General features: G+C 43.3%; 29 protein-coding genes. 13 read left to right on the forward strand and 16 right to left on the reverse strand.

Going from position 1 to position 24,815, the window contains the following annotated elements; all coding sequences use genetic code 11:
- Positions 1-221 precede the first annotated feature (221 nt).
- Complete coding sequence (locus N8M93_RS20555) at positions 222-482, reverse strand: YfhJ family protein (RefSeq protein WP_261134526.1); 261 nt, start codon at positions 480-482, stop codon at positions 222-224.
- Positions 483-576: 94 nt separating this feature from the next.
- Between N8M93_RS20555 and sspK the strand changes: the two genes are divergently transcribed.
- Entirely contained in the window at positions 577-720 is a 144-nt protein-coding gene (gene sspK / locus N8M93_RS20560; protein WP_261134527.1) for a small, acid-soluble spore protein K, read from the forward strand.
- A 33-nt stretch (positions 721-753) separates the two neighbouring features.
- Entirely contained in the window at positions 754-912 is a 159-nt protein-coding gene (locus N8M93_RS20565) for a YpzG family protein (protein WP_221568558.1), read from the forward strand.
- Positions 913-1,470: 558 nt separating this feature from the next.
- Here N8M93_RS20565 and N8M93_RS20570 read toward each other — a convergent pair.
- Positions 1,471-1,782, reverse strand: a complete 312-nt coding sequence (locus tag N8M93_RS20570; protein WP_261134528.1) for a YfhH family protein — start codon at positions 1,780-1,782, stop codon at positions 1,471-1,473.
- A gap of 96 nt (positions 1,783-1,878) precedes the next feature.
- On the opposite strand from N8M93_RS20570, the gene N8M93_RS20575 reads away from it, so the two are divergent.
- Positions 1,879-2,550, forward strand: a complete 672-nt coding sequence (locus N8M93_RS20575) for an SDR family oxidoreductase (protein WP_261134529.1) — start codon at positions 1,879-1,881, stop codon at positions 2,548-2,550.
- Here the strand turns inward: N8M93_RS20575 and recX are convergent.
- A complete protein-coding gene (gene recX / locus N8M93_RS20580; RefSeq protein WP_261134530.1) occupies positions 2,537-3,352 on the reverse strand; it encodes a recombination regulator RecX in 816 nt (271 codons plus the stop codon). The genes N8M93_RS20575 and recX overlap by 14 nt on opposite strands.
- Before the next feature lie 109 nt (positions 3,353-3,461).
- Here recX and N8M93_RS20585 point away from each other — a divergent pair, with 109 nt between their 5' ends.
- The 4 genes from N8M93_RS20585 (at position 3,462) to N8M93_RS20600 (ending at position 6,988) form a co-directional block, all read left to right on the forward strand.
- Positions 3,462-4,364 carry a TIGR01777 family oxidoreductase gene (locus tag N8M93_RS20585; RefSeq protein ID WP_261134531.1) on the forward strand — a complete coding sequence of 301 codons (903 nt, stop codon included), beginning with the start codon at positions 3,462-3,464 and terminating at the stop codon, positions 4,362-4,364.
- Positions 4,365-4,539: 175 nt separating this feature from the next.
- Complete coding sequence (locus N8M93_RS20590) at positions 4,540-5,664, forward strand: amidohydrolase (RefSeq protein WP_261134532.1); 1,125 nt, start codon at positions 4,540-4,542, stop codon at positions 5,662-5,664.
- A 391-nt stretch (positions 5,665-6,055) separates the two neighbouring features.
- A complete protein-coding gene (locus tag N8M93_RS20595; RefSeq protein ID WP_261134533.1) occupies positions 6,056-6,607 on the forward strand; it encodes a GNAT family N-acetyltransferase in 552 nt (183 codons plus the stop codon).
- Between the two features lie 222 nt (positions 6,608-6,829).
- Complete coding sequence (locus N8M93_RS20600; RefSeq protein ID WP_261134534.1) at positions 6,830-6,988, forward strand: YfhD family protein; 159 nt, start codon at positions 6,830-6,832, stop codon at positions 6,986-6,988.
- Positions 6,989-7,302: 314 nt separating this feature from the next.
- Here the strand turns inward: N8M93_RS20600 and rlmD are convergent, their stop codons facing one another.
- Positions 7,303-8,682: a 23S rRNA (uracil(1939)-C(5))-methyltransferase RlmD gene (gene rlmD / locus N8M93_RS20605; RefSeq protein ID WP_261134535.1), complete on the reverse strand. Its 1,380-nt coding sequence runs from the start codon at positions 8,680-8,682 to the stop codon at positions 7,303-7,305.
- A gap of 96 nt (positions 8,683-8,778) precedes the next feature.
- Positions 8,779-9,573 carry a delta-lactam-biosynthetic de-N-acetylase gene (gene pdaA / locus N8M93_RS20610; RefSeq protein ID WP_261134578.1) on the reverse strand — a complete coding sequence of 265 codons (795 nt, stop codon included), beginning with the start codon at positions 9,571-9,573 and terminating at the stop codon, positions 8,779-8,781.
- A gap of 42 nt (positions 9,574-9,615) precedes the next feature.
- On the opposite strand from pdaA, the gene N8M93_RS20615 reads away from it, so the two are divergent.
- Positions 9,616-9,987 (forward strand): hypothetical protein, encoded by a 372-nt coding sequence (locus N8M93_RS20615; RefSeq protein WP_261134536.1) that lies wholly within the window; start codon positions 9,616-9,618, stop codon positions 9,985-9,987.
- Positions 9,988-10,054: 67 nt separating this feature from the next.
- On the opposite strand, the gene N8M93_RS20620 is transcribed toward N8M93_RS20615, so the two are convergent.
- Positions 10,055-11,599 (reverse strand): fumarate hydratase, encoded by a 1,545-nt coding sequence (locus tag N8M93_RS20620; RefSeq protein WP_261134579.1) that lies wholly within the window; start codon positions 11,597-11,599, stop codon positions 10,055-10,057.
- A gap of 234 nt (positions 11,600-11,833) precedes the next feature.
- Positions 11,834-12,022, reverse strand: a complete 189-nt coding sequence (locus tag N8M93_RS20625; RefSeq protein ID WP_261134537.1) for an SE1561 family protein — start codon at positions 12,020-12,022, stop codon at positions 11,834-11,836.
- Positions 12,023-12,173: 151 nt separating this feature from the next.
- On the opposite strand from N8M93_RS20625, the gene N8M93_RS20630 reads away from it, so the two are divergent.
- Positions 12,174-12,503, forward strand: coding sequence for a helix-turn-helix domain-containing protein (locus tag N8M93_RS20630; RefSeq protein WP_261134539.1), 330 nt, complete (start codon positions 12,174-12,176; stop codon positions 12,501-12,503).
- A gap of 139 nt (positions 12,504-12,642) precedes the next feature.
- Here the strand turns inward: N8M93_RS20630 and N8M93_RS20635 are convergent, their stop codons facing one another.
- The 5 genes from N8M93_RS20635 to N8M93_RS20655 form a co-directional block, all read right to left on the reverse strand.
- Positions 12,643-13,434, reverse strand: a complete 792-nt coding sequence (locus tag N8M93_RS20635) for a YfkD famly protein (protein WP_261134540.1) — start codon at positions 13,432-13,434, stop codon at positions 12,643-12,645.
- A gap of 222 nt (positions 13,435-13,656) precedes the next feature.
- Positions 13,657-14,256: an abortive infection system antitoxin AbiGi family protein gene (locus N8M93_RS20640; RefSeq protein WP_261134541.1), complete on the reverse strand. Its 600-nt coding sequence runs from the start codon at positions 14,254-14,256 to the stop codon at positions 13,657-13,659.
- Positions 14,257-14,324: 68 nt separating this feature from the next.
- Positions 14,325-15,668, reverse strand: a complete 1,344-nt coding sequence (locus tag N8M93_RS20645; protein ID WP_261134580.1) for an MATE family efflux transporter — start codon at positions 15,666-15,668, stop codon at positions 14,325-14,327.
- Between the two features lie 202 nt (positions 15,669-15,870).
- Positions 15,871-16,482, reverse strand: a complete 612-nt coding sequence (locus tag N8M93_RS20650) for a YitT family protein (protein ID WP_261134542.1) — start codon at positions 16,480-16,482, stop codon at positions 15,871-15,873.
- Entirely contained in the window at positions 16,467-16,853 is a 387-nt protein-coding gene (locus N8M93_RS20655; RefSeq protein ID WP_261134581.1) for an OsmC family protein, read from the reverse strand. The genes N8M93_RS20650 and N8M93_RS20655 overlap by 16 nt, the downstream gene beginning before the upstream one ends.
- 151 nt (positions 16,854-17,004) lie before the next feature.
- Here N8M93_RS20655 and N8M93_RS20660 point away from each other — a divergent pair, with 151 nt between their 5' ends.
- From N8M93_RS20660 to N8M93_RS20670, 3 genes are all read left to right on the forward strand, one after another.
- A complete protein-coding gene (locus N8M93_RS20660; RefSeq protein WP_261134543.1) occupies positions 17,005-18,177 on the forward strand; it encodes an MFS transporter in 1,173 nt (390 codons plus the stop codon).
- Between the two features lie 141 nt (positions 18,178-18,318).
- Positions 18,319-18,954: a S9 family peptidase gene (locus N8M93_RS20665; RefSeq protein WP_261134582.1), complete on the forward strand. Its 636-nt coding sequence runs from the start codon at positions 18,319-18,321 to the stop codon at positions 18,952-18,954.
- A 130-nt stretch (positions 18,955-19,084) separates the two neighbouring features.
- Positions 19,085-19,525, forward strand: a complete 441-nt coding sequence (locus tag N8M93_RS20670; protein WP_261134544.1) for a redoxin domain-containing protein — start codon at positions 19,085-19,087, stop codon at positions 19,523-19,525.
- A 353-nt stretch (positions 19,526-19,878) separates the two neighbouring features.
- Here the strand turns inward: N8M93_RS20670 and N8M93_RS20675 are convergent, their stop codons facing one another.
- The 4 genes from N8M93_RS20675 to N8M93_RS20690 all read right to left on the reverse strand — a co-directional run bounded on the left by N8M93_RS20675 (position 19,879) and on the right by N8M93_RS20690 (position 24,378).
- Positions 19,879-20,358 carry a VanZ family protein gene (locus N8M93_RS20675; RefSeq protein ID WP_261134545.1) on the reverse strand — a complete coding sequence of 160 codons (480 nt, stop codon included), beginning with the start codon at positions 20,356-20,358 and terminating at the stop codon, positions 19,879-19,881.
- A 317-nt stretch (positions 20,359-20,675) separates the two neighbouring features.
- Positions 20,676-22,316 carry an acetolactate synthase large subunit gene (locus N8M93_RS20680; RefSeq protein ID WP_261134546.1) on the reverse strand — a complete coding sequence of 547 codons (1,641 nt, stop codon included), beginning with the start codon at positions 22,314-22,316 and terminating at the stop codon, positions 20,676-20,678.
- Between the two features lie 653 nt (positions 22,317-22,969).
- Positions 22,970-23,797 carry a YihY/virulence factor BrkB family protein gene (locus tag N8M93_RS20685; protein ID WP_261134547.1) on the reverse strand — a complete coding sequence of 276 codons (828 nt, stop codon included), beginning with the start codon at positions 23,795-23,797 and terminating at the stop codon, positions 22,970-22,972.
- A 113-nt stretch (positions 23,798-23,910) separates the two neighbouring features.
- On the reverse strand, positions 23,911-24,378 hold the full coding sequence (locus tag N8M93_RS20690) for a YtxH domain-containing protein (RefSeq protein WP_261134548.1): 468 nt from the start codon (positions 24,376-24,378) through the stop codon (positions 23,911-23,913).
- Positions 24,379-24,532: 154 nt separating this feature from the next.
- Between N8M93_RS20690 and N8M93_RS20695 the strand changes: the two genes are divergently transcribed.
- Positions 24,533-24,796, forward strand: coding sequence for a GlsB/YeaQ/YmgE family stress response membrane protein (locus N8M93_RS20695; protein WP_261134549.1), 264 nt, complete (start codon positions 24,533-24,535; stop codon positions 24,794-24,796).
- The last annotated feature ends 19 nt before the right edge of the window (positions 24,797-24,815 follow it).

Genomic DNA, 24,815 nt, shown 5'->3' on the forward strand with positions numbered 1-24,815 from the left:
AGAAAACCTTAAAGGCTGGTCCGGACGTTTCTCTTGTCTGGATCAGCCTTTTGTAAGTCTCTGTTGATTTTCGTAAATCACCGATAAATTCTGATTTTGCACCGATAACTCTCATATTTGCACCGATAAAATCAAAACTTGCACCGATATCTCTCATATTTGCACCGATAAAATCAAAACTTGCACCGATAAAATCAAAACTTGCACCGATATCACCGTGTTCAATGCTTCGGACCTTTCAACAAGTGCTGGAATTTAGGATTCGCGCTGAAGTACTCGTGGAGTTTATCGCCGAAACGCATGATCCACTCGCGAACGATCCGTTCCGTCACAGCTTGACCTTTGTAGCTGCGCCCCGCACGCGCGCGTGTCGCTTCGAAATCTTCCCATAACGCTTCCACCCAGCTTCGTGCTTCTTCATACGTCAAATTTGAATTCTTTTTCCTTAATTCTTCAGCTAAGTCATGAAAGGTATCTTCCATTGTCATCTCCTCGCTCCCATGTAAATAATTCCCCGACATATTGGCAGACCGTTCATCCAATACTAAATATATCGTTTAGAAAGGAGTGTTACCAATGCGCAATAAAGCAAAAAACTTTCCTCATACCATGTCTCCTGACGGCGAAGCCCGTGCTAAGGATGAATATGCGTCTAAACGAACTGACGGTAAGACCCAGACTCAACCGCAAGAACGGATGAGTCAATCTAACCGTTCCTAAAGCTAGAGCTACCTTATGAGGAGGTGTCAACTCATGGCAAAAGACAACCGCGACAGGCTGCACCCTGCCTATGAAGATCCTTTTCAATCACCTCGAGCCAACCCTAAGCATTCGTTCCACCAGGTTAATGGTGAAACGGAACGAAGCTTGCATAACCATGTTTTGAAAGTTGAAACACGTAAGCGTTCCTAGATAGGTGCTTATTTAAAGGCTCTGACTCAGCGGACAATGTCGGTTACCTGAAAACCAACACCATGAGTCATCCTTTTTTATTTTGGCTCTTTTCCAAAAGATTGTTGCATTTGAGTCATTTTAAAAAAGCCACCTTATGCAAGTTGATTGGAGAGCAAGGTGCGAGACTCCTCGAAAATGAAAATCGCATTTTCTTCGTGCGATGGCACGCTGCCGAAGCTTTCCTTGTCCTGCGGGATCAGGGTGCCTACTACCTGATCTCCTCGCAAGGCATGCGACGAGGAAGCTCGCTTCGACAGGACTTTCTTGTAGACGCAGGAGCACAAATGCTTCCTTGAAAAGGAGACTCCTGAGGTGGCAAGGCGACGAGCAGGCTCACCTCACGCCCCGCGGAAAGCGAGCATCCTGGAGCGGAAATCAGCGACTTATAAAGAAAACTTGCCGAGACCAAGCCTTTTGTAGGTCGAGCCTTAGTTGCCCTTATACTGAAGAAAGTATTTTATACTTTCTTTAAGTGCAAGAGCAACAATGTTTGCGAAAAAACCTTTGTTTTAAGCCTTATTTTTTACGGAGCATGGAGATTGGAAATGCTTCGAGATCCTTATTATCATTACGGTGTCCCCATGCAAATACGCCATTCATATAGGAAATTTCAAACGTACTGCCAGGATCATTTTCCAGCTCGTACACCTCACCTTTTTTATAATCAGATGGATCAAGCAGGTAGCTCTTCGCCATCGCAATCTTCCTTTCATACACTGCGACCTCATTCACAATTCCATGCTGCTCTGCTTTTCTGGCTTTCTCCGTCAAGCTTCTGATTTCTTCATGTATTTCAAATTCACTCATATCACTGAATAATCTACTCATACGAACTTCCCTCCTGAATTCATCCTAATAAAATTTTGCCATAAAGAAAAGTTATGCTAGCATAATGGAGAATCCGATTTCAAGGAGTGTTCCATCATGAAAAACATATTAATCACCGGAGCCGGAACAGGACTTGGTGAAAGCCTTGCCCTTCAATATAGTGCTGAAGGCAACCATGTCTATTTAGTCGGCCGCCGATTAGAGACCCTTGAACATGTTGAAAAAAAAATAAAAGATGCTGGTGGTAATGCAACTAGCATTGTTTGTGACATCACTGATCACCCAGAAGTCCAGAGCACCATCCAGTCACTTTTAAAAACAACGACAATCGATATCCTCATCAACAACGCTGGGACAGGCTGCTTCGGTCCTCTCGAGTCCTACACCAATGAAGAGATTGATCTAGTGCTGACAACGAATATCAAAGGCACGATCAACATGACGAGATCCGTATTGTCCAGGTTCGTCGAGCAAGGTGAAGGACAAATCATGAATATCATTTCGACAGCGGGATTACGCGGTAAGAAAAATGAATCCGTGTATGTGGCAAGTAAATTCGCTGTCAGAGGTTTCACCGAAAGTCTGATCAAAGAGCTTGAAGGGACGAACATCAAAGCGACTGCAGTCTATATGGGCGGAATGGACACGCCATTTTGGGATGAAACTGACCATATCACGGACAGATCCCGCCTAAAAAGCCCGGATGAAGTCGCTAAGCTCATTATGGACCAGAACACTGGACAGGCAGAGATTTTCATCGATCGTTAAAATCCTGGTTTTCGATTAGCCATTCCTCAATCAATTCGATCGGAAAACCTTTCCGATAAAGGAACTGTTTCATTTTTTGTTTGTATTCCCAGCCAGTGAATTTTTCATATTTCCGGTGGGCCTTTTGTGCCTGCATATCCAATGCCTCCCTTTCTTCATCTTCCTCTTTTTCAAGGGAGGCTTTTTCAATCGCCTGCTCAGTCACATTCCAAGGATAACCCTTCTGCTGTAAAACTTGCGCGAGTTTCTGTTTAAGTGCATTTTCACTGAGCTTTTTGTATTGCTTCGCTTTCTTCTGAACAAAGTTCGTTGCTTCCTTGATCTGTTCATCTTGTGGGAATACCTTCAATGCTTCTTCAATATTTTTTTCCGACACACCCTTTTGCTGAAGCTCCTGTTTCAATGCTTTTGGACCTTTTTTCGTGGTCGTTATTTTACTGCGGATGAACATCTTCGCAAAATCCAGGTCATTCAGATACCCCATTTCTTGCAATCTTTCGATGACAGCCTTTCTCGTCGATGGTTCGAACTCTTTTTTCAATAAAAATCGATCGACTTCCTGAATCGATCGCATTCTGAAAGAGAGGAAATGCATCGCTCTGTTCAATCCTTTGCTGAATTGATCCTGTACGAGTAGCTCTTCTACTTGTTCATCAGTCAGTTCCATTCCTTTTCTGATACCTGACTTTATGTACACTTCCTCATCGATCCCGAAACCGAATTCTTCCCCGTTCCCACGATCTATATATACATTGAATCGACTTTTGTTTTTCTTCTGGACTGTGATCTTCGCTATTTTCATATGGATCACCTCATTCACATTTTAGCATATCCGTTGATTATCTTGGCTTAAAAAGGGAAAACACAAGATATAGAGAATAGATAAATATTCAGGGTGAGGAGGAATGGAGATGAAAATCGCCATCTCAGGTGGTTCTGGCTTTGTTGGACAAGCTTTGACAGATCATTTTACGGAAAAAGGAAATGACGTCTATATCCTGACGAGGAATCCTGACGGAAAACCGGAAAAAGAAAAAGTAATTTATATAAAATGGCTGAGTGATGATCATCAATTGGACGAACTGCCTGAACTCGATGCTATCGTAAATCTTGCTGGTGAATCGATCAACGGCAGATGGACCGAGGAAAAGAAGGAAAAAATCCTAGCGAGCCGGATTGACTCGACCCGTGCAATAATGGACCTGATCGAACGGCAGAAAACGAAACCTGAAGCATTGATCAACGCCTCAGCAGTCGGATATTACGGAACCGCTGAAACGGAAAAGTTCGATGAGTGGAAAGAAGAATCTGGAGATGATTTCCTTGCTGAAGTGACGAAACAATGGGAAAACGAAGCTTTAAAAGCCGAAGATTACGGTGTACGTGTCGTTTGTACACGGTTCGGTCTTATTCTAGATAAAGACGAAGGTGCATTGCCACGCATGGCTCTTCCATATAAATTATATGGCGGAGGTCCGATCGGTTCCGGCGACCAATGGTATTCCTGGATTCATATCCGGGATGTCGCAGGTTTGATTGATTTCGCCATCCAAAACCGTTCGATTGAAGGCCCATTGAATGCAACATCTCCCCACCCGGTACAAATGAATGACTTCGGCAGACTTTTAGGACGTAGTTTGAATCGTCCACATTGGTTTCCGCTGCCTGGTTTTGTTTTAAGAATCGCATTAGGAGAGATGAGTACCCTGATTCTTGATGGGCAAAAGGTTTATCCACAAAAAGCGCTCGATCATAATTATAAATTCACTTACCCTACTCTTTCGTCTGCTTTGAGCGCGATTTACAATCGATAACATCTTCTATTTTCACACATGATACGCAAATATCGGATTTTAAAAAGAGGGTGAAACCTGAGCCCTGCTATGGCGCGGGTTAAGCCTTATGTGAATATACTGCATTAACAGGCTATTTTCGGTATCATTCAACGCCTGGCATCCCTACATGTTTTACGAATAGGAAGAGGTATTTATGAAAACGTTATTCAAGCATGCAATCTTATATCCCATTACATCAGCCCCGTTTCAGGGTGACCTTTTGATTGAAGGCGGAAAAATCAAAAATATAGCAGCAAATATCAACAGCGATCGGCACACGAAAGTGATTGATGCTTCTGGGATGCATTTGCTGCCTGGTTTCATTGATGTACATACCCATTTAGGTCTTTATGATGAAGGGACAGGTTGGGCAGGAAATGACGCCAATGAAACACACGAGCCGCTTACACCTCATATCAGGGCGATCGATGGTGTACATCCACTTGACATCGCCTTTAACGACGCCATCAAATTCGGGATCACCACAGCCCATGTCATGCCGGGAAGCCAGAACATCATTGGCGGTCAAACTGCCGTCATCAAAACGTACGGCCAAAACATCCAGAAAATGATCGTGAAAGAAAAAGCCGGTCTGAAAATCGCACTCGGAGAAAACCCTAAACGGATCCACAGCGGCCGGCACAATGATTCAATCACACGTATGGGGATCATGGGGATGCTTCGGGAGGAATTTTACAAAGCACTGAATACGGATAAACCTGAATGCCTTAGGACAGCTCCGATCATTTCAGTTTTGAATCGTGAAATGCCGGTCCGCATCCACGCTCACCGTGCAGACGACATCCTGTCTGCCATCCGGTTTGCAGAGGAATTCAATCTGGATCTCCGTATTGAACATTGTACAGAAGGCCACCTCATCGCCTCGGAATTAGCCGGCCGTGATTTGCAGGTATGTGTTGGGCCGACGTTGACGAGGAAATCAAAAATCGAATTAAAAAACAAAACATGGCAGACTTATCGGATTTTGAACGATCACGGTGTTTCTGTATCGATTACGACAGATCACCCGTACACCCCGATCCAATATTTGAATGTCTGTGCTGCGATTGCGGTCCGTGAAGGGCTTACCGTTGAAAATGCTCTTGCAGGAATCACAATCAATCCAGCAAAAAATCTCGGAATTGATGATAAAGTCGGAAGTTTGGAAATCGGAAAAGACGCTGACATCACTTTATGGAACGACCATCCTTTCCATTTCTCCGCCTTACCGAATCTGACAATGATCGCAGGCGAAATCGTCTATAAGAAATTCAATTGAAAAATTGATGGGTAAACCCCATTTAGAGCATGTTCTGAGCATCTGTCCAAAGTTGGTTTTCCAACGAACTTTTTTCAGCTTGAAGGCATAAAATGAAAGGACAAGTACCCTCGAAAAAAAAGACTGATTTTGACAAAAAATTTTGGTTCCATTTTTGAGATAAATCGATTATGATATGTTTATAAAGATGTGGTGAAGCCATGACGCGCGTGGGCTGAGCCGTTATCGAACTTATAAGAATTTGGAACCAAAAACAAAATAGTCAAAGGTAAGGGAAGGCAATTGGTGCGCCACCAGTACATCTGGTCTTAGTGGGTTCGATTCCCACCCCGAATTAGAAATTTTAATTCGAGGGTAGAAATCGACTGCCCTCTTTGGGAGGATGTATAAAATGTTAAAGAAACGTGATCTAAATGAATGTCATGTTCTTTATGAGCTGATGGCAGACCCCGCTGTCTTCCCTTTTGTGCGCCACAAAGCCGGTTCTGTTGAAGAGTTCATCTTTTTGACAAAACAGACCTTGGAAGCAGAAGAGAATGGGGAACTGATCTCAAGAACGATATTGGATGAATGGGGCAACCCGATCGGTACGATCAATCTATTCGACATTCAAGAAAACTGTGGGTTTTTAGGAACGTGGATCGGCAAACCATACCACGGAAAAGGCTATAATCAACTGGCGAAGGAATTGTTTTTCAATGAGCTTTTTTTTGAAAAAGATATCCAAACGATTTTCATGCGGATTCGGAAAACAAATCCTCGATCAGAACGCGCTGCATTGAAAATTCCGTATGTATCACTTGCAAACGATACCCGTCCAGATATTTATCAACAACTGAATGCTATAGAAGATGTGTATAACCTTTATCAAATTGAACGTGATACTTATTATATGTACACAGCACGCCATTCTTCTCTTGTTGAAGAAGCGATGGAGGCTTAGGAAGCGATACATTGGCTGGCTCACTTGGTTGAGCTCAGCCTTTTTATATTATGTGGAGAAATGTGCATGAAAGTGATCGGTGAGGGTGAGGTTTATACACATGTGGACGACTGCAATTTTTCACACCATTACCCTATCTTTCCTCTTATAGTTCAGCAACGATTGTACATCATAATAAACGAGAGGTCATCCTCTCACCATTTGTCTAAGGAGGGTTCACTCATGGGAAAAGATAAACGTTCTCGCAAAAATGCACAGAACAAAGAAAACATCGCACCAGACGGTCGTGATGTCGAGTTTTCCCAAGAGCTTGCCGACTCTGAGGATCTGCAAGCGCAGGAAAGAGCACGAGCGGCTGATCGTCGCGCAAGACGTAAATAACCTCTGCAAGACTGAACAGGAGACTTGTCCCTTCCCCGGCAAGTCTCCCTTTGTTTGTCTTTTTTTAGTTGTGGATAACTGTGGATATGTGCACAAGTTGGATATCATCGTGTGGATAATGTGTATAAGTCGGTGAATAACTTGTAAACCCAGAACTTCAGTTATCCCATATGTGTGGATAAACTGTTAGCAAAAACTACTGGTGCCAGGCACCGAATCAGAAGCCTTGTGTATCAAGGGTTCCCGATCGGTGCCTGGCACCTTTTCAAAACCGTTGGTGCACAAGGGTTAAATTGTCGTGCCTGGCACATGTGTTACTTTTTTACTAACGTGGCGACGACTTCGATGTGGGATGTGTGGGGGAACATATCCACAGGCTGGAGCCGTTCGATTTTGAATCCTTTCTTTAATAAGTAATCCACATCTTTGGCTAATGTTGATGGATTACAGGATACATACACCATGCGTTTTGGTTGGATTTTCGATACTGTCTTCAGGAAAGTCATATCGCATCCGGTTCTTGGCGGATCGACGACGATGACATCTGGTTTCCATCCTTCTTTCAGCCATTTCGGCATCAGCACTTCTGCTTTTCCTGTCACATAGCGGGCATTTTTAATGCCGTGACGTGCGGCATTTTCATTCGCATCGTCAATTGATTCTTCAATGACATCCATACCGCGGACTTCTCCTGCCCGTTCAGCAAGCCATAAACCGATTGTTCCAACGCCGCAATAGGCATCGACGACTTTCTCTTCCCCTGTCAGTTTGGCTGCTCTGCGTGCTTCATTATACAATTTCACAGTCTGGACAGGATTCAGCTGGAAAAACGCCCTTGCCGATAATTCAAATGAAAGATCTCCTAACGTTTCCTGAATCGTATGCTCTCCCTCTAAATGGATCGTTTCATCGCCGAAAATCACTGAGGTTTTCTGACCATTGATGTTTTGTAAAATTGACGTGACTTCCGGAATCCGCTTCTTCATTTCTTTAATAAGCAAATCCTTTTTTGGGACCTCACGCTGAGTCGTAATCAAAACGACTTGAACCTTTTCCGTTTCAAAGCTGACACGAGTTACAATCGTACGTACAATCCCGGACCGTTTCCGCTCATTGTAGATTGAAATGTTCAAGTCCTCCAAAATTTTTTTCACTGTATTCGTAACGTTCGTCGTCTGTGGATGCTGGACCATGCAATTCGTCAGGTCGATCAGCTTATGTGATCCAAGGCCATACAATCCTGCTAGCACGCTCGCACCCTTTCTAGCCACTTGAAATTGGCTTTTGTTCCGGTAATACCACGGGTCCTCCATGCCGATGGTATCTTTCAAAGGCAGGTGATGGGCGTCCAATTTTGTATACCGATCGAAAGCCTGCCGTACGATATCTTTCTTTTCTCGCAGCTGTGCTTCATAACTTAAATGCTGGAGCTGGCATCCTCCACATTCCTCATAGATCGGACATGGCGGCTTCACTCGGTCCTCCGATCTCTTTTTTATCGTGACCATCTCTGCTTCGATCCTGTTCGGAAGAGGTTTCGTCACTTTCGCGATCACTTCTTCACCAGGCAATGCCCCAGGTACGAAGGTGACCTTTTTATTATAAAAACCGATGCCTTCCCCATTGATCCCCAGACGCTTGATTGCCAATCGGATCGTGTCTCCGGTCTTCAGGTTCGTTTCGTTTGCTTTCATACTTACACTCCGTCCTTTTTTAATCGGAATTATTATATCACGTGAACAACATAAAAAGACAACCTCCGCTCAAACTTTAGAGGCTGCTTTCGATGTTCAGTCAGCAATCGGATCAGGAATGCGATCGTTCGCGACGAGATGGTCTAAACTTTTAAAAGAATAACCCTGTTTCCTCAAATCATCGATGACCCTGCCGAGTGCTTCTGCATTATCTTTTGATACTGAATGAAGCAATAGAATCGAGCCTGGATGCACTTGTTTCATGATACTCCTATACGCATGATCAGCGCCTTTTTGCTTGTTCGTAATCCAGTCCACATAGGCGAGGGACCAGAAAACATTTGTATAGCCTTCTTGTTCAGAAAGGGCAAGGGTTCTTTCGCTGAAAACGCCACGTGGCGGCCGTAAATACATCATGTCTTTCCGTCCGGTGAGTTCTTCATATTTATCTTTCACCTTTTTAAGCTCTTCTTTCAGACGCTCATCGCTGACAGCCGTCAGATCCGGATGATGCCAGGAATGGTTCCCGACGATATGCCCTTCATTCACCATCCGTTTCACAAGGTCTGATTGGTCATTGAGAAAATGTCCTGTTACGAAAAAAGCTGCCGGAACCTTCTTTGTTTTTAAAACATCCAATACTTTTTCCGTGTAACCATTCTCATAGCCATTATCAAAAGTGAGATAAAGGTTCTTTTCACCTGTATCACCGATAAAATAACCATTGTACTTATCAAGAAGATCAATGAATTTCTGATCCGTGGTAGCAGGTCGCTGATCCTTACTCCGCTTGAAAAACCAATCCTGCTTCTGATTCGAATAAGCGTAAGTATTCAGTGGGACAGCTAAAACAAAGCTAAATATCAACATATAAACTGAGATTTTCTTCAACACAGCAATCGACTCCTTTACACAACCTTAGTATTAGTTTGAATGCCAAGAAACGATCCATACAAGGAATCGATTACCATTTTGTGTTGCTTCGGTAATTCTGTTTCGGTGCCAGGTACCATTTCAAACCTCAACAGCCTCAAGGGTTTTGCTTCGGTGCCTGGCACCATTTCAAACCTCAACAGCACCAAGGGTTTCACTTCGGTGCCTGGCACCATTTCAAACCTCAACAGCACCAAGGGTTTCACTTCGGTGCCTGGCACCATTTCAAACCTCAACAGCCTCAAGGGTTTCACTTCGGTGCCTGGCACTATTTCAAACCTCAACAGCCTCAAGGGTTTCACTTCGGTGCCTGGCACCACTTCAGACCACAACAGCCTCAAGGGCTTCACTTCGGTGCCTGGCACGCTTTAATTAAGAAAACTTTAATAGGAAAAAGCCGGGTTGCCCCGGCTTTTCTCATTTGAAATCGATTTGATTTTTATTTGAAGACTGGGTCTTTGAATTGGGCGAGTTTCTCGAGTGATGATTTCTCCACGTCATGGTGGAGGCTCTTACCATGTGAATCCATGGTTACGACTGCTGTAAAGCCTTCTACTTGCAGATGCCACATCGCTTCTGGAATTCCAAACTCGAGAAGGTCGACTCCGTCAACTTTCTTGATGCACTCCGCATAATATTGCGCTGCACCGCCGATCGCATTCAAATAAACCCCACCGTGCTCTTCCAATGCCTTCAACGTTTTCGGCCCCATACCGCCTTTTCCGATCACTGCCCGGATACCGAACTTTTTCATGATATCACCCTGATAAGGCTCTTCACGGATACTTGTCGTCGGTCCGGCAGCTTTTACATGATATTCACCGTTTGCGTCCTTCATCATGACCGGCCCGCAATGATAGATGATCTGGCCATCAAGGTCAATCGGGGCATCATTGCTCATCAAGTGCTTATGGATTGCGTCACGCCCTGTGTGCATCACACCATTGATACGTACCACATCACCAACACGCAGTTCACGGATCTTTTCTTCTGTGATCGGCGCTTCAAGTACGACCTCGCGTACTTCCTTCACATCATCCAGAGCTGCTGCCGCTTTTTCCATCTCTTTTTTAAAATCAACTTTCTCCCCGTCCTGGTAGAGCCACTCTAAAATCTCACCAGTGTTCGGATCGAGCTTGAATCCAAGACGACGATACGCCCAGCAGTTATAAGCGACAGATACGAAAAAGCTTGCAGGGATACGGTTCATGACACCAACCTTACAACCTAAAAGCGTCGTTTCCCCGCCGAAGCCCATCGTGCCGATACCAAGTTCATTCGCATTATCCATCACATATTCTTCGAGTTTCCGAAGATCTTCATTCGGATTGACGTCTTCTACAGAACGGAACAGCTGCTCCTTCGCTAATTCATACCCTGACGTACGATCCCCGCCGATTCCGACACCGATGAACCCAGCGCTGCATCCTTGACCCTGTGCTTGATAAACTGAGTGCATGATACACTTACGGATACCGTCGAGGTCACGTCCTGCGCGTCCTAAGCCTTCCAATTCGGTTGGTAGACTATACTGGATATTCTTATTCTCACAACCACCGCCCTTTAAAATCAAGCGAGCATCGATATAATCCTTCTCCCACTGTTCAAACTTGATGACAGGCGTCCCCGGTCCGAGGTTGTCACCGCTGTTCGCACCAGTCAATGAATCAACTGAGTTCGGACGAAGCTTGGTGTCATCTGTCGCTTGTTTGATCGCCTCGATGATTGCATCCTTGATTTTCAACTGATTAACACCGACAGGAACCTTTATTTTGAACGTCGGTAGCCCGGTATCCTGGCAGATCGGCGATACGTTCTCATCTGCTTTTAAAATATTTTCACTGATCGTATCAAGCGACATCGCTGCACGAGTTCCAGCGTTCTCCTGTGCTTTCGCTTTTGCAATCGCGCGACGTACGTCTTTCGGTAAATTCGTAGACGTCTCAACAATCAATTCGTACATACTTTCTCTCAGCTTTTCCATTTCCCCGATGACCCCTTTGAAGAAGATTTTCACACAGGTGCAGGGCTCCTCCTCCCATCCAGCCTGTGGAATCATGAATTTATCAAAAATCCGCACTGAAAGCGGAAACAAAACGCATCAAAACCTATGTCCAGTATAACAAATACGTCACTTAAAATCCTTTATACACGCTCTGCTACACTTAATTGTGGTTACGGAATCCACATATAATCCAAACCAATCTTTTTATATAAATCATTCCCCCCAGTTATGGCGGAACTGTTTGCATTTCTCTTCAAGTTCATCCAGCATGGCGATGATCCGATCGATTTCTTCCACTCCTGCTGTTTCGGGATCGATCGTATCCAATACTTTCAAAAGCATATCCATCTTGTTTTGGATATACTCCATTTGGGATGACTTATCATTTATTGCATTGCCCATCTAGTAGGTCTCCTTTCTTTTTCCTCTAATATGATAACAGATTTTTGAACATTATTGGGAATAACCCGTATTTACAATTGCTTTACAAAAGTAAGTTGAAACCTTACACTTAAGATAAACTGGATTCAATCTCAATTCGAGGTGATGATTGATGAATTATGAAAGCATGTGCCCCAAGTACGAAGCGGCAATCGAAATTATAGGGAAAAAGTGGACAGGTCTGATCATTCGTGTCCTGTTAGCTGGACCTAAACGATTTAAAGATATAAAAAGACAAATTCCTGATATGAGTGACAGAATGCTGACAGAAAGAATGAAAGAACTTGAAGCTGTCGGCATTGTAAAACGGGAAGTCTATCCAGAAACACCTGTACGAATTGAATATACGTTGACGGATAAAGGCACTTCCCTTAAAAATGTCATCAGTGAAATCCAGCGATGGAGTGATGACTGGGTGGAAATGGAACAACCGCAGGAATAAAGAAAACTTGGTTCAACCAAGCCTTAGCGCATGCTGAACCTTAGTTACCCTTATACCGAAGAAAGTATTTAAACTTTCTTTAAATGAAAAAATGGGGTGACGCCAAGGTGTCAGCCCCTTTTTTACGTGCTACTTTTGTTCAGTTGGTCATATTGAACCTTAACGAAATGTAATCTTGGACCGGGATCCAAGCCCCAATGCCTTGATGGGTCACATTTTTCACTTCGATACTTTTCTTGCTTCCTTTAAGATTGATGAACACTTCACCGTAAGTGACTCGTCCTTTTTCATTCACTGCAGGAACGTATCCATATAGATGCCCGACCTTTTTCGGTGGTATGTTATAGACATTTTCCTTCTTCGTCCCTCTTCCAATGATCGTCGTGAAAGAGAGCGGCAAACCGGTTTTTTTCGAAGCGTCGATCATCATCATTTTCTGTACATCATCACTGCTCTCTATCTTAGCAGTCAATCCTCCGGAAACCTTTTGTTCATGTTCCTGGTTGAATCGCAACTGAGCAACAGCTTTCCCGCCATGATTGTTCAACTGATTGACATTCACCTTCTGATATTCCCAATTGACGTTCGTTTCAGCGGATTCATAATTCAATGGCCACTGACCTAAATAAATCTTGGCTCGGTAACCGATCGCAGCTTTTGACGGTGAAATGCTGGATTCATTAAAGAGACGGATAAGTTCCGGATTCTCGATTTTGACATCGGTTGTCGAGAACATTTCCTCAGTCAGCTGACTCGGTTGTAAATCAGGTAAATCCTGCGTTGCATTCGGATATGTGTTTTCTTTTGAAATCGAGACAGTCGAATTCGGAATCGAAACTCTCTCAGAATCATTCGCTTTTTCTGCGGACAATGCCTGATCCGGCCATAGTAAAAGCCCTAAGCAGGCAATCAGAATACCCAACTTTCTCATCGGACATGCTCCTTTCTTCTTACCTTTATTTTTTTCCACTCGTGATAAAATCTACATGCCAAATTTTTCATGTCTATGCACTCGACAAATTTCCCAAAGTTTCAAACAAACGTTTGATTGATAATGAAAACCCTCTTCTCCTAAACAATGAATGCTCTTAATCAAACAATTGATTGACGATTTGTAAGAATTGTCGAAAGAAAAATACTGCTGCAAAGCATCTTACGCTTCCTCAATCAACCGCCAGGATAAGACCGAAATGTCATCAGGAAATTTTTGCTTTTCTAAAAAAACGCGAACCATTTTCAACGAATCATCCGGAACAACGATCGCAGCAATTTTATCTTTTTCAAATGCAAAGTCTCCAATATTACGCCATTCTCTTTCCCGGTAAAACGTGTGCCCTTCTTTCGGGTGGAAGTCGGTGATCTTGATGAAATCCATCAAAGGGTGATCATTCTCCAGCAAGTTGTTGTGTGCTTCATGCTTTGATGACACATAACAAACCGGCAAGAAAACATCATGGATCGCTTCTGCCTTAAAGCCGATTGCAGCTCTGCCATAGTACACTGCATGCTCCACCAAATCTTTGAAAGGAATATCCGTCGTACAGCAAAAGGCATTGGTTTTATAAGGACCTACCTGTTCTTGACTAGTTGCTTTCAAGCGTTGTGACTGTAAAATTTTCAACAGAATCTCTACAGATTCCTTTTCCGGCTTCGGCTCGCTCTTTTTCAACAGCTCATCTGGACTCAACACTTTCACATCGCTTTTCGGTGAACCGGTGAAATGCCAATAGATCCTCGAATAATATCGTTGCATAAAAAACACCCTTCTATCAGGACTTCCTAACAAAAAGGGTGTACATCTACACTGTATTTATGTGTTTCTTACTTTTCATTTTCGAAAAGCTCAATTTCACGCCACTTTCCAAACTTATAATACCCGTAAGCAACGACACTGCTTATGACAAAACTCATACCGATTCCAAAAGCGATCCCATTCTCACCTAACCAGCGGGAAAACAGATAGGTCAACGGTACACGCAACAACCAGAACGAAATCAGATTAAGAATCAGGATCTGGACCATGGCTCCCGCTGCCCGGACAATCCCGTTCAAGACAAAATTGATCCCCAGAAACGGATAAAAGAAAGCGACACTTTTCAGATAAGTCGTTCCAAATGCAATCGTTGCTTGATCATTTACAAATAACCGGATCAGTCCTTCTGCAAAAAGGAAGGCAATCACACTAATCGAGAACGAAACGCCAAGAATGAGGTAGATCCCGTTTCTGGATATCGCTTCAACTCGGTCCCACGCACGAATTCCGATATTCTGCCCTGCCATACTGTTCACTGCTGATCCTAACGTAAAAGCAGGAAGCATGATGATGCTGTCGATCCGCTGGGCAGCTCCAAATCCGGCAACTACATCTGCACCGAAATGAGCGACGATCCCCATGATTGCTGCTACTCCCCCAGAGATCGCCATCATCTGGAGTCCAGCTGGTACACCGAGCTTGAACAGCGTGAAGAAATAAAACTTTGAAGGTAAATACGGCAATACGAACGGTACATCAGCTCTCCACACCGAGTAGTAAATCCCATAAATGAAGGCAAATCCTTGAGAGACGATCGTTGCATACGCTGCACCGACGATTCCCATATCCAACACCCAGATGAAAACGGGGTCAAGGATCGTATTCAAGACGACCGCCATGAACACGAATCGAATCGGTGTTCTACTGTCCCCAAGCGCGCGAAGCACAGTCCCGATAAAATTGTAACCGAACAGGAAAAGGATCCCGAGGAAGTTCACCTGCAAATAGCTTTTTGCTAAAGGAAAAATCTCCTCAGGAGTACCAAGCAATTCTAACAGCAAACCGGATAGGAAAAAGCCGACAACCCCTAAGGTCAATGCCATGATCCCAAGTACAAAGACGAAAGCATTCAATGATTCTTTGAGACCTTGTTCATCGTCAGCCCCTTTCTTTTGCGAAAGGACTGTCAGGGAAGCGCTGTTCACCCCGATGATGAATGAGAGGATCGTAAAAATCAATGTCGCTGAAATCGAGATCGCACCCAGGGCATCCGAACCTAGAAGGTTACCGACCCAGACACTGTCAATGAACTGGAACGATGTCTGCAGGATGTTCGTTAGAAATATTGGAACCGAAAAGACAATCATCTGCTTCGGAATCGATCCTTTTGTAAAATCCATTTGTACAGACATCGCGCCACCTACTTTCTCTGTAATTCTTCCGTAAATTCTTCCTAAAAAGTGTAAAAAGTAACTTTTGGCCGGATTATGCATCAATTCCGCCGGATCCACCCCGGAATCGGCCGGAATAAGCCTCATTCCCGCCGGATTATGCTCCAAATCGGCCGATTACACCTGAATTTCCGGATAAAGTATTCGCTAGAAAAGCACTCCTCTAGATGTGGAGTGCCTTTCGAAGTTTTACAAATGTAAGTTTCCCATTATAGACACGGTCTAAAACCTGTGTACCGATCCATTGTGTACATATTGCGAACAAGAAAATCCACCAGCCGATGACAAATGCAGTAATGAAAAAGATCACACCATTAATCCAGAACATCATCTGTCCAGGCGCACGCTTGAATGCATTCGCGAAAATTTGGGCTAAAATCGCCATGCCTCCAGAGGATGCCCCATTTTTAAAAAGAATCCCGACTCCAATTCCGAACAGACACGCTCCAAAGACGAGATCGACCCATGGTATTGATATCGCACGTGGTAAAAGAATGCCGATCAGATCCACTGTAATCGAAGTAATGGTAACCGCGAAAATCGTCTTTCCAGCAGAAGCAGCACCGAGAAATTTTACAGCAGCAAACAACAATGGAACGTTGACTAGCCATAAAGACCACCCGTGCGGGATATTCCAGAAGTACTCATTCAAAATCGCAATCCCGGCTGCACCACCGGATGGAATATGATGCGGAAAAAGAAACAGCCCCATGCCAAGACCCTGGATGATCGCCCCGACAGCTAGAAGGGAAAGGGTTTTTACTGTTGGACCCATTTCGCTCTTTCAACAACCTCAATGCTTTCTTGAACCGATTGGACCATGGAACAGTTCTTTCGGGTCAAATGCATCGCCTTTTCGATTTTCTGTTCATTCCACTCCGCCGTTTTGATATGAAACGTAAGTGCGATTTTCTCGACCCGGTTCGCCTCCGCCTCATTCCGTTCGACCTCAGCATTCACTGTAATGTCTTCAAATGGATAGCGCATTTTCTCTAATACCTTCCGTAAAACACCGCCACTGCATACAGCAACGGAGGATACCAGCAATTGATACGGTCGGAATCCATACTCCTCATTTCCGGAAATATCAAGCTTTCCATACTCGAATTCAGTTGTAAATCCGCCTTCAGTCATTTTAAATTCCAATTTCATCACACCCGACCTCTCATCGTAGATTATTCTCTGATATAATTTTAACTATTGAATTTCTGAACATCATAAACGATTTATTTAAAGAAATCATAAAGAATAAGCCAATATATAAAAATGTACCAACTAATGAAAGGAAGTACAAGTTATGCGTTCCGCAGGTTATCGTTTCAACGTCCTGATCGCCGTCGTGTTCGTTTCCGGTTTTGCACAGGGAATGCTCCTGCCGCTTCTTGCGATATTACTTGAAAATGCTGGTGTTTCTTCAAGTGTAAACGGCCTCAGTGCGTCTGCGTTTTATATCGGCATTTTGCTCATCTCACCTTTTATCGAAAAACCATTACATACATTCGGATACAAGAAGCTGATCGTAACCGGTATCGCGTTGACTTGCGTATCGGTGCTTATCCTTCCTTTGTGGCAGGCAATCTGGTTTTGGTTTATCCTCCGTGTCATCATTGGAATCGGGGACCATATCTTCCATTTCGCAACTCAAGTGTGGCTCACATCTATGAGCACTGAAAAGAGACGGGGAAGGAACATTGCCATTTATGGGGTTTCGTTCGGACTCGGGTTCGGCATCGGCCCAGTGATGACAAGACTGGTCGATATCCATCATGCGCTGCCATTCATGATTGCTGCAGCCTTGTGTATCCTTTCCCTGGTCTTCCTCATTAAAATCGACAACGAATATCCTGAAAACATTACGACACCGGACGTCCAAAGCACCTGGAAACGGTATGGAAAAGTTTTCAGGATGTCCTGGGCAGGACTGCTGGGGACCTTCGGATATGGTTTTATCGAAACAGCTGTACACAGTAACTTTCCTGTATATGCCATCCGTCAAGGACTTGGTGTGGAAGCTGTATCGATCCTTTTACCGGCTTTTGCAGTCGGAGCACTCGTTTTCCAAGTGCCTCTCGGATTATTGAGCGATCGTTTTGGCAGAAAACCGATTCTCACCATATCCCTTTTCATCGGAGGTTTAAGTTTTCTTGTGATGAATTTGAACAATTCACTTGTCTATTTGACCGTCATGTTCGTCATCGCCGGCTTGTTTCTTGGTTCCTTATTTTCGATGGGGATCACTTATATGGCAGATCTTCTTCCAAGGGAACTGCTTCCGGCAGGTAACATATTGGCAGGGATTTGTTTCAGTCTCGGAAGTATTTTCGGGCCATTGATTGGAGGATTCGCTATTCAATTCTTTGAAAAAGGAAGCATCTTCTACACAATCGGCGGAATGATGCTCCTCCTGTTTACCGCTTTGATCTTTTTCAAACCAATTCGCTCAACGCAAAGTGTTGCCGGGGACGTATAGGAAGGTGGGTCTATCATGATTACAATTGATTCTTATAAAAATGAAAAGATTCCTTTTAAGCATTATCGACTGACAAATGAAGATACTCTTAAATCGACTATGATCATTCTTTATCATGGTTGAGGCTCTAGCATTAGGAACATAGCGTTTTTCGCTTCTACCCTAGCTAGGTGGGGCTACCATGTCATTACACCTGAAATTTTACATCATGATTCGCGGGGAAAAGTAGAAGACCCCTTTAATAAAGAAGTGCAGGAGAGATATTTTTGGAAAACTGTCATCGAGAGTGTCTCTGACGTTATTCAGCTTTCTGATTGTTTGAAGGATGTTTTTCATGATGACTCCTATGATCAAGTATTACTGGGCAGCTCGATGGGAGGCTTGATTGCTTCTGGCGCTTTTGTTCAAAGTAACAGGTTCAAAGGACTTATTATGATAAATGGCTCTGGATATTGGACTGGATGCGAAGATTACTTTCAACAGATCGGTTTTAAGAAAAGTGGTTGGGTTGAGGAAATCCAAAATCTCAATCCTATTAAACATATAGCTTCTATTCATGAGCGCCCAATTCTTCTGCTCCATGGTTCAAATGATCACCTCATACCACCAGACACTCAGCGATTGTTCTTTGAAAAAGCAGTTGATCAATATGAAGATAAAGAAAAAATCAAATTTGAGCTATTTCCAAATGTCAATCATACCACTACCCTTGCAATGGTGGAGCAATCGGTAATATGGCTTGAGACAGCTTTTCCACAAGTACGACAAAAGGTTTAACCCTTTACCTCCGAAGGTATACTATAGTGTGAAACAGATAAATTGACGTATCGGACTTTTACTTTTAAAATTGTAATCAGATAATAATCATTTTAATGTAAATACTATTGTTAAAGGAGTCGATCAAACAATGAGATTACGTACTGAGATGCCTGAATTCGAAGGTGCTACAGAATGGTTGAACGGAGAAGTTTCGAAAGATCAACTAGTAGGAGATAAACCTACACTGGTACATTTCTGGTCTGTAAGCTGCCAGCTATGTAAAGATGCTATGCCGAACATCAACCAATTCCGTGATGATTATAAAGATGATTTGAACGTAGTGGCTGTTCATATGCCTCGTTCTGAAAAAGACCTCGATATCGATCAGGTCAAAGAAATCGCTGCTGAACATGACATTACACAACCGATTTTCGTTGATAATCAACACAAGCTCACTGACGCTTACGAAAATCAATACGTTCCAGCATATTATGTATTCGACGCCCAAGGTCAGCTTCGCCACTTCCAAGCTGGCGGAGATGGAATGAAAATGCTCACTAAGCGTGTCAATCGCGTTCTTGGAAAATAAAGTGGAAAGACTGTCAACCGACAGTCCTTTTTTTCGTAAAAAAAAGGGCTGTCCAAAAGAAAAGTGTCAGCCACAACATTTTGAATCAAAACCACGATTTTTCGCAAAATGTTGTTCTATTCGGAGAGAGTCAGACACTTTTTGGACACCCCCATTAGGTAAAGAGTAGAAAGTAGGTTGAAAAAGCTGTTTGGACCTGCCAAAAGTGATTTATCTCTACAACTCGGACCAAAACGCTGCAACTTTACAATTATCTCTACAACTCTGAATTTATTTCTACAACTTCGGAATTATCCCTACAACTCCGAATTTATCTCTAATCGCCAAATTGATCTGAAAAGGAGCTGACCCGGTCAGCTCCTTTTTTTCTTGAAGTTCCTCTCATAAATCCTGTAGAAGAACGCAAGTATTTTATATAAGATCAACCCTGACAATCCACCTATCCCATTCAACAAGATATCATCAATATCGAAAATCCGGCTTGCGTAATAGAATTGAAGCAGTTCAATCAATCCGCTCACCCCGAACGAGATGAAGAACATCTTTATGAATGAATCCAGCCATTTGAACATCAACGGCAATAGGAATCCTAATGGCATGAACAACAAAAGGTTGCCGATTACGTTTTTGAAAATCAGCCAATAATTTCCGCTCCTCCACATCAATCGTATGCTATCAAGCAAAACGAGGTTAAAGGACTTTCCATATACGTAGTAGTTGAATGTGAATAGAGTAGAGTAGATCAGGACTGCTGTATAACAAACGAATAGGATCGCTCCTATCCACCGCCACTTTAGGCGGGCGTATTCTCTTGTATCTTTTTGTATCTCCATAAGTTCTACTCCTTTATTCCCATTCTTTACAAAACAAAGAATAGTGTACCAGGACTTGCAGTACTAGTCTATGATGGTAACGCTCCACTTAGTTCAATTTAGATGTTTTTTATTCGAAAGTCGGCAATTAAGCGTCGTCGTCTTCATTGCAACATCGATTTCCAGTTCACTTTAAGCGCGAAAAAAGACTACCCCGCTTCAGGGTGCTTTTTCCTCACAACATTCGAACACTCTCAAAAAGTGCGACCGTAGGTGTGAATAAAAAGACCTATATAAAGCAAGATAACCTTTTAAACCTTTCCCTGATTTCAATAGCTTCAGTTATTACAGATAATATTCCCCAAACGTTCCGTTAAACGCACATTCTCTTTATAATCGACAGGGCAGTCAATGACGACAGGTTGATCCAGTTCAAAAGCTCTCTCTAAAATCGGCTGGAACTCTTCGGCTCGGAGAACCTTAAGGCCTTCAGCACCGAATGATTTCGCAAGTTGTACGATGTCTGGATTTTCAAACGTGATGCTCGAGCTTCGATCATATTCATTCATCTGTTTCCATTCAATCAGACCATATCGATTATCTGTCCAGACGATGACTACAATCGGCAATTTCAAGCGGACCATCGTTTCCAGTTCCTGGACAGTCATCAGAAATCCTCCGTCACCAGCTACTGCCACGACTTTTTTATCAGGAAAAGCAAGCTTCGCACCGATTGCTCCAGGCATCGCGATCCCCATTGAGGCAAACCCATTTGAGATCAGGCAGGTATTCGGTTGGATGCAATGGAAGTAACGTGCAAGCCACATTTTATGCGCACCGACATCTGAAAGCAGAATCGCATCATCATCTAAAGCAGCCCGTAAATCCGCTGCAATTTTCTGGGGTTTCATCGGGTATGATTCATCTTCATCATGTTCACTGAGGTCATCCATGATTTCAGTTCGCAACTTTTCGAAAAAGGGATCCATTTGCTCGCGCGCATTCACTTTTTCAGTCAGGTGATTCAAATTTTCCACAAGGTCACCAATCACACTTGTTTTAATCGGATAACACGCATCAACCTCAGCAGGCTGTGTATCGATATGAATGATCGGCTTATCCCCGTCCGGATTCCAGGCTGAAGGTGAATACTCCGCAAAATCGAAACCGATTGTGATGATCAAATCAGCATTAGCAATCCCACAGACGATATGATCCTTGTCCTGCAAACCTACTGTTTGCAAGTTTTGTGGATGTTCATAAGTAATCGCTCCTTTACCCATGAACGTGCTCGTAAATGGGGCACTGATTTTCTCTATAAAATGTTGAAGGGGCTCTGTTGCGCCCATGCGAGTCACACCATTTCCAACGAGTACGATTGGATTCTTCGCTTTATTGATCGCTTGCGCTGCTTCCTCAACCTTTTTATCAACCGCTCTCGTAAATAATTCATTGTTCTGTGCTTCCAATGGATTTCCTTCCACTTCAAGCTGTGCAATATCTTCTGGAAGCTCGATATGGACGGCTCCTGGTTTTTCGCTGACAGCTTGTTGGAAAGCCTTGGAGACAACTTCCGGCACGATATCTTTATCCCGTATGGAGGTATTCCACTTGGTGATCGGTTTAAACATGGAGACAAGATCATAAAATTGGTGGGACTGCTTATGCTGTCGCTCAAGATCTGCCTGCCCGGTTATGGCAATCAGTGGTGTCAAGTCCATGTTCGCCTCTGCTACACCTGTCACAAGGTTCGTTGCACCTGGCCCCAAAGTTGCAAGACATACGCCTGGTTTACCAGTCAACTTCCCATATACCCCTGCCATAAATGCAGCACCGGTCTCATGCCTTGTCGTGATGAACTCGATGTTCGATTCTTTCAATGCATCGAGAAAATCGATGTTTTCCTCCCCTGGCACACCAAAAATATATTCGACCCCTTCTTTTTCTAGACATTTCACAAACAATTCGGATACTCGCATAGTCGAATCCCTCCATTTTTCAATTCTCAGCAAAAAATAGGTTTATCGTATTCATTCCTTTTTAACAATTGGTTTCAAACCTGAATATGTAGGCTCTTATGTTGAATACTTCCAGAAGGCTAGTAAAGGCAAACGTGATTTTTTGAATACACCTACGTGATGCCTAGCTCGGAGACCAGTCACTTGGATCACTTCAAACTTCCTGCGGCGGTCGACACATTGATTGGCATCACTTATGAGTGAGCCCACTCAGAACCAAGTCTTTGTTTGGTTTGAGCCTCAGTGGACTTCGTGACTATTCGGGTTGCTTTCACTTTTCGTTTGCCCGCAGTAAGGAATTGAATTCAGTTTATGAAAACTTGGCAAGCAATAGGCGTAGGCTGATCCATTAGTTACACTCATACCGAGAAGGTATTTCATGCTTTCTTCAAGTGTAAAAAAGCCACCCGAAAGGATGGCTATATACCGGTTGTTCAATGGTATTGATTTTTCTTGTTGGCCGAGCTGCTTGTTTTATGCTTGCTATCGCTCGTATGCTTTTTATGGTTTTTCACGTTATGGTTCTGCTTATTGTTACTCATAGGTAGTCTCCTTTTTCAAAAGAGTACCTTTAGTTTCTCCGCTTTCGTTTTGAATATGCGAATGATGCATCCTTACCCACTTTTCCGGAGCTTATTGAAGGTTGCATTCACCTCTCCGCCGATAATGAGCATCATTCCAGAGACATAGAACCAAAGCATCAGGACGATGACCCCGCCAAGGCTTCCATAAGTCGCACTGTAATTACCGAAATTATTTACATAATAAGAAAATGCCCAAGATATAAGCTGCCAGCCAATCGTGGCAATCACAGCACCGACCCAGACGTCTTTTATCCGCAATGGTTTGTTAGGTGCCACAAAATAAATGATGGTGATCACGCATGCAATGATTACAGTACTAAGCACCCAGCGAAGTCCATTCCATATCGTTTCCCAATTTGGCAAGCCGAGGTAACCAAAAACATTCCCGATCATCTGACCGAAAACAGGTAATGCCATCGCAACGAATATGATGAGGAGCATGCCAAGCGTCAGCGTAATCGCTACCGCCCTCGCCACGAGGAAATTTCTTCTCTCCTCCACATCATAAGCATGGTTCAACGCTCTGATCACTGCATTCATACCGTTAGAAGCAGTCCACAGAGTCGCAATGATTCCTACGGAGAGGATCGCACCACCCTGGTTATTGATGATTTCCGTATTATCTTTTACGATGTTCATCAATTCAGGTGGACCATACAGCTGAATGAGCGTGAACAATTGATTTTTATCTACAATCGTTGTAATGACGGTAATCGTAACAATCAGAAATGGAAAAAGTGACAGCAGAAAATAAAAAGCAAGCTGTGCCGCCAAGTCGGTCACTCCGTCTTCTTGGATCCTTCTGAATAGATCCTGCCAGAAAATTTTCTTGGACGGCTGCTTCAACCTCTCCACCATCACTCAACTCCTCTATACATCTGTAAAATTCTAATGTTGAAAGGTAAAATACTTAAGCGAAATTCGCGACACTCCTGCCAAAAGGGAGTGAATTTCTCCAACATCATCCTATTTTAATATTTATTGTCTTCTTCATCAGGTATGTCCGTAATTTCTCTACCAGCTTCTCTCACCTTGCCGGAAACATCCTTCAGTTCACCGCCGACCTCTTTCATGCTTGAATACGTCTCCACAGAATGCTGACGCACCTCATCAACTTTCTGGATGACTTCCCTTACCTCACGTGATAAATCGTTCAACGCTTTTGAGGTAGTATCCATCGTATGCTTGACTGTATTCATGATGATTGTAGGATCTTCCCGTACAGTTTTGTATAAAGAGGATGTCTGATCTTTTAGCTTGATGGAACGTTCTTGAACATTTTTACGTGTGTTCCTGTTAATTAACGTTGCAACGCCACCAACCACTGCACCGATCAAGATCCCCTTCCAAAGCAAAGAACCTTCTTTTTCTTTATTTACTTTTATAGGTGTCGGCTGATTCGTTTTTTGTTGATCTGGTGTGTATACAGATTGAGTCATAAATGATCTCTCCTTTATTTTTATTCTTCAATAATATTTAATTTCCCCTGTTCTTTTAAAACCAAAACATTTTACGCAAATTGTTTAAGGATTTTTACACAAGGGTATGAAAAAGAAACAAATCAACAAAAATAACCAAAAGGAGGAATAGGATATGGCATTTATTTGGACTTTGATCGTAGGTGGTATCATTGGTTGGTTAGCTGGTCTTATCGTAGGTAGAGATGTACCTGGAGGAATCATCGGTAATATCATTGCAGGAATCATTGGTGCTTGGCTAGGAACACTTCTACTTGGTTCATGGGGACCATCGCTTGGAGGTATGGCCTTGATCCCGGCATTGATCGGTGCAATCATCGTCGTTCTCCTATTAAGCTTCATCATGAAACGTACGAGAAGACCAAGCGGTCATCACTAAGAATGTGTGAAAGAGAACT

Origin of the sequence: Bacillus sp. Marseille-Q3570 (assembly GCF_946151055.1) — a bacterium.
Lineage (GTDB): Bacteria > Bacillota > Bacilli > Bacillales > Fictibacillaceae > Pseudalkalibacillus.

Coding starts and splice junctions, on each gene's coding strand:
- N8M93_RS20585 (WP_261134531.1), top strand. CDS start 3,462: ATGAAAATCGCCATCTCAGGTGGTTCTGGCTTTGTTGGACAAGCTTTG.
- sspK (WP_261134527.1), top strand. CDS start 577: ATGCGCAATAAAGCAAAAAACTTTCCTCATACCATGTCTCCTGACGGC.
- N8M93_RS20660 (WP_261134543.1), top strand. CDS start 17,005: ATGCGTTCCGCAGGTTATCGTTTCAACGTCCTGATCGCCGTCGTGTTC.
- N8M93_RS20690 (WP_261134548.1), bottom strand. CDS start 24,378: ATGACTCAATCTGTATACACACCAGATCAACAAAAAACGAATCAGCCG.
- N8M93_RS20600 (WP_261134534.1), top strand. CDS start 6,830: ATGGGAAAAGATAAACGTTCTCGCAAAAATGCACAGAACAAAGAAAAC.
- N8M93_RS20630 (WP_261134539.1), top strand. CDS start 12,174: ATGAATTATGAAAGCATGTGCCCCAAGTACGAAGCGGCAATCGAAATT.
- N8M93_RS20595 (WP_261134533.1), top strand. CDS start 6,056: ATGTTAAAGAAACGTGATCTAAATGAATGTCATGTTCTTTATGAGCTG.
- recX (WP_261134530.1), bottom strand. CDS start 3,352: ATGAAAATAGCGAAGATCACAGTCCAGAAGAAAAACAAAAGTCGATTC.
- N8M93_RS20650 (WP_261134542.1), bottom strand. CDS start 16,482: ATGGGTCCAACAGTAAAAACCCTTTCCCTTCTAGCTGTCGGGGCGATC.
- N8M93_RS20640 (WP_261134541.1), bottom strand. CDS start 14,256: ATGCAACGATATTATTCGAGGATCTATTGGCATTTCACCGGTTCACCG.
- N8M93_RS20680 (WP_261134546.1), bottom strand. CDS start 22,316: ATGCGAGTATCCGAATTGTTTGTGAAATGTCTAGAAAAAGAAGGGGTC.
- N8M93_RS20575 (WP_261134529.1), top strand. CDS start 1,879: ATGAAAAACATATTAATCACCGGAGCCGGAACAGGACTTGGTGAAAGC.
- N8M93_RS20565 (WP_221568558.1), top strand. CDS start 754: ATGGCAAAAGACAACCGCGACAGGCTGCACCCTGCCTATGAAGATCCT.
- N8M93_RS20555 (WP_261134526.1), bottom strand. CDS start 482: ATGGAAGATACCTTTCATGACTTAGCTGAAGAATTAAGGAAAAAGAAT.
- N8M93_RS20670 (WP_261134544.1), top strand. CDS start 19,085: ATGAGATTACGTACTGAGATGCCTGAATTCGAAGGTGCTACAGAATGG.
- N8M93_RS20615 (WP_261134536.1), top strand. CDS start 9,616: ATGCCAAGAAACGATCCATACAAGGAATCGATTACCATTTTGTGTTGC.
- N8M93_RS20675 (WP_261134545.1), bottom strand. CDS start 20,358: ATGGAGATACAAAAAGATACAAGAGAATACGCCCGCCTAAAGTGGCGG.
- rlmD (WP_261134535.1), bottom strand. CDS start 8,682: ATGAAAGCAAACGAAACGAACCTGAAGACCGGAGACACGATCCGATTG.
- N8M93_RS20590 (WP_261134532.1), top strand. CDS start 4,540: ATGAAAACGTTATTCAAGCATGCAATCTTATATCCCATTACATCAGCC.
- N8M93_RS20570 (WP_261134528.1), bottom strand. CDS start 1,782: ATGAGTAGATTATTCAGTGATATGAGTGAATTTGAAATACATGAAGAA.
- N8M93_RS20625 (WP_261134537.1), bottom strand. CDS start 12,022: ATGGGCAATGCAATAAATGATAAGTCATCCCAAATGGAGTATATCCAA.
- N8M93_RS20635 (WP_261134540.1), bottom strand. CDS start 13,434: ATGAGAAAGTTGGGTATTCTGATTGCCTGCTTAGGGCTTTTACTATGG.
- N8M93_RS20620 (WP_261134579.1), bottom strand. CDS start 11,599: ATGGAAAAGCTGAGAGAAAGTATGTACGAATTGATTGTTGAGACGTCT.
- N8M93_RS20695 (WP_261134549.1), top strand. CDS start 24,533: ATGGCATTTATTTGGACTTTGATCGTAGGTGGTATCATTGGTTGGTTA.
- N8M93_RS20685 (WP_261134547.1), bottom strand. CDS start 23,797: ATGGTGGAGAGGTTGAAGCAGCCGTCCAAGAAAATTTTCTGGCAGGAT.
- N8M93_RS20645 (WP_261134580.1), bottom strand. CDS start 15,668: ATGTCTGTACAAATGGATTTTACAAAAGGATCGATTCCGAAGCAGATG.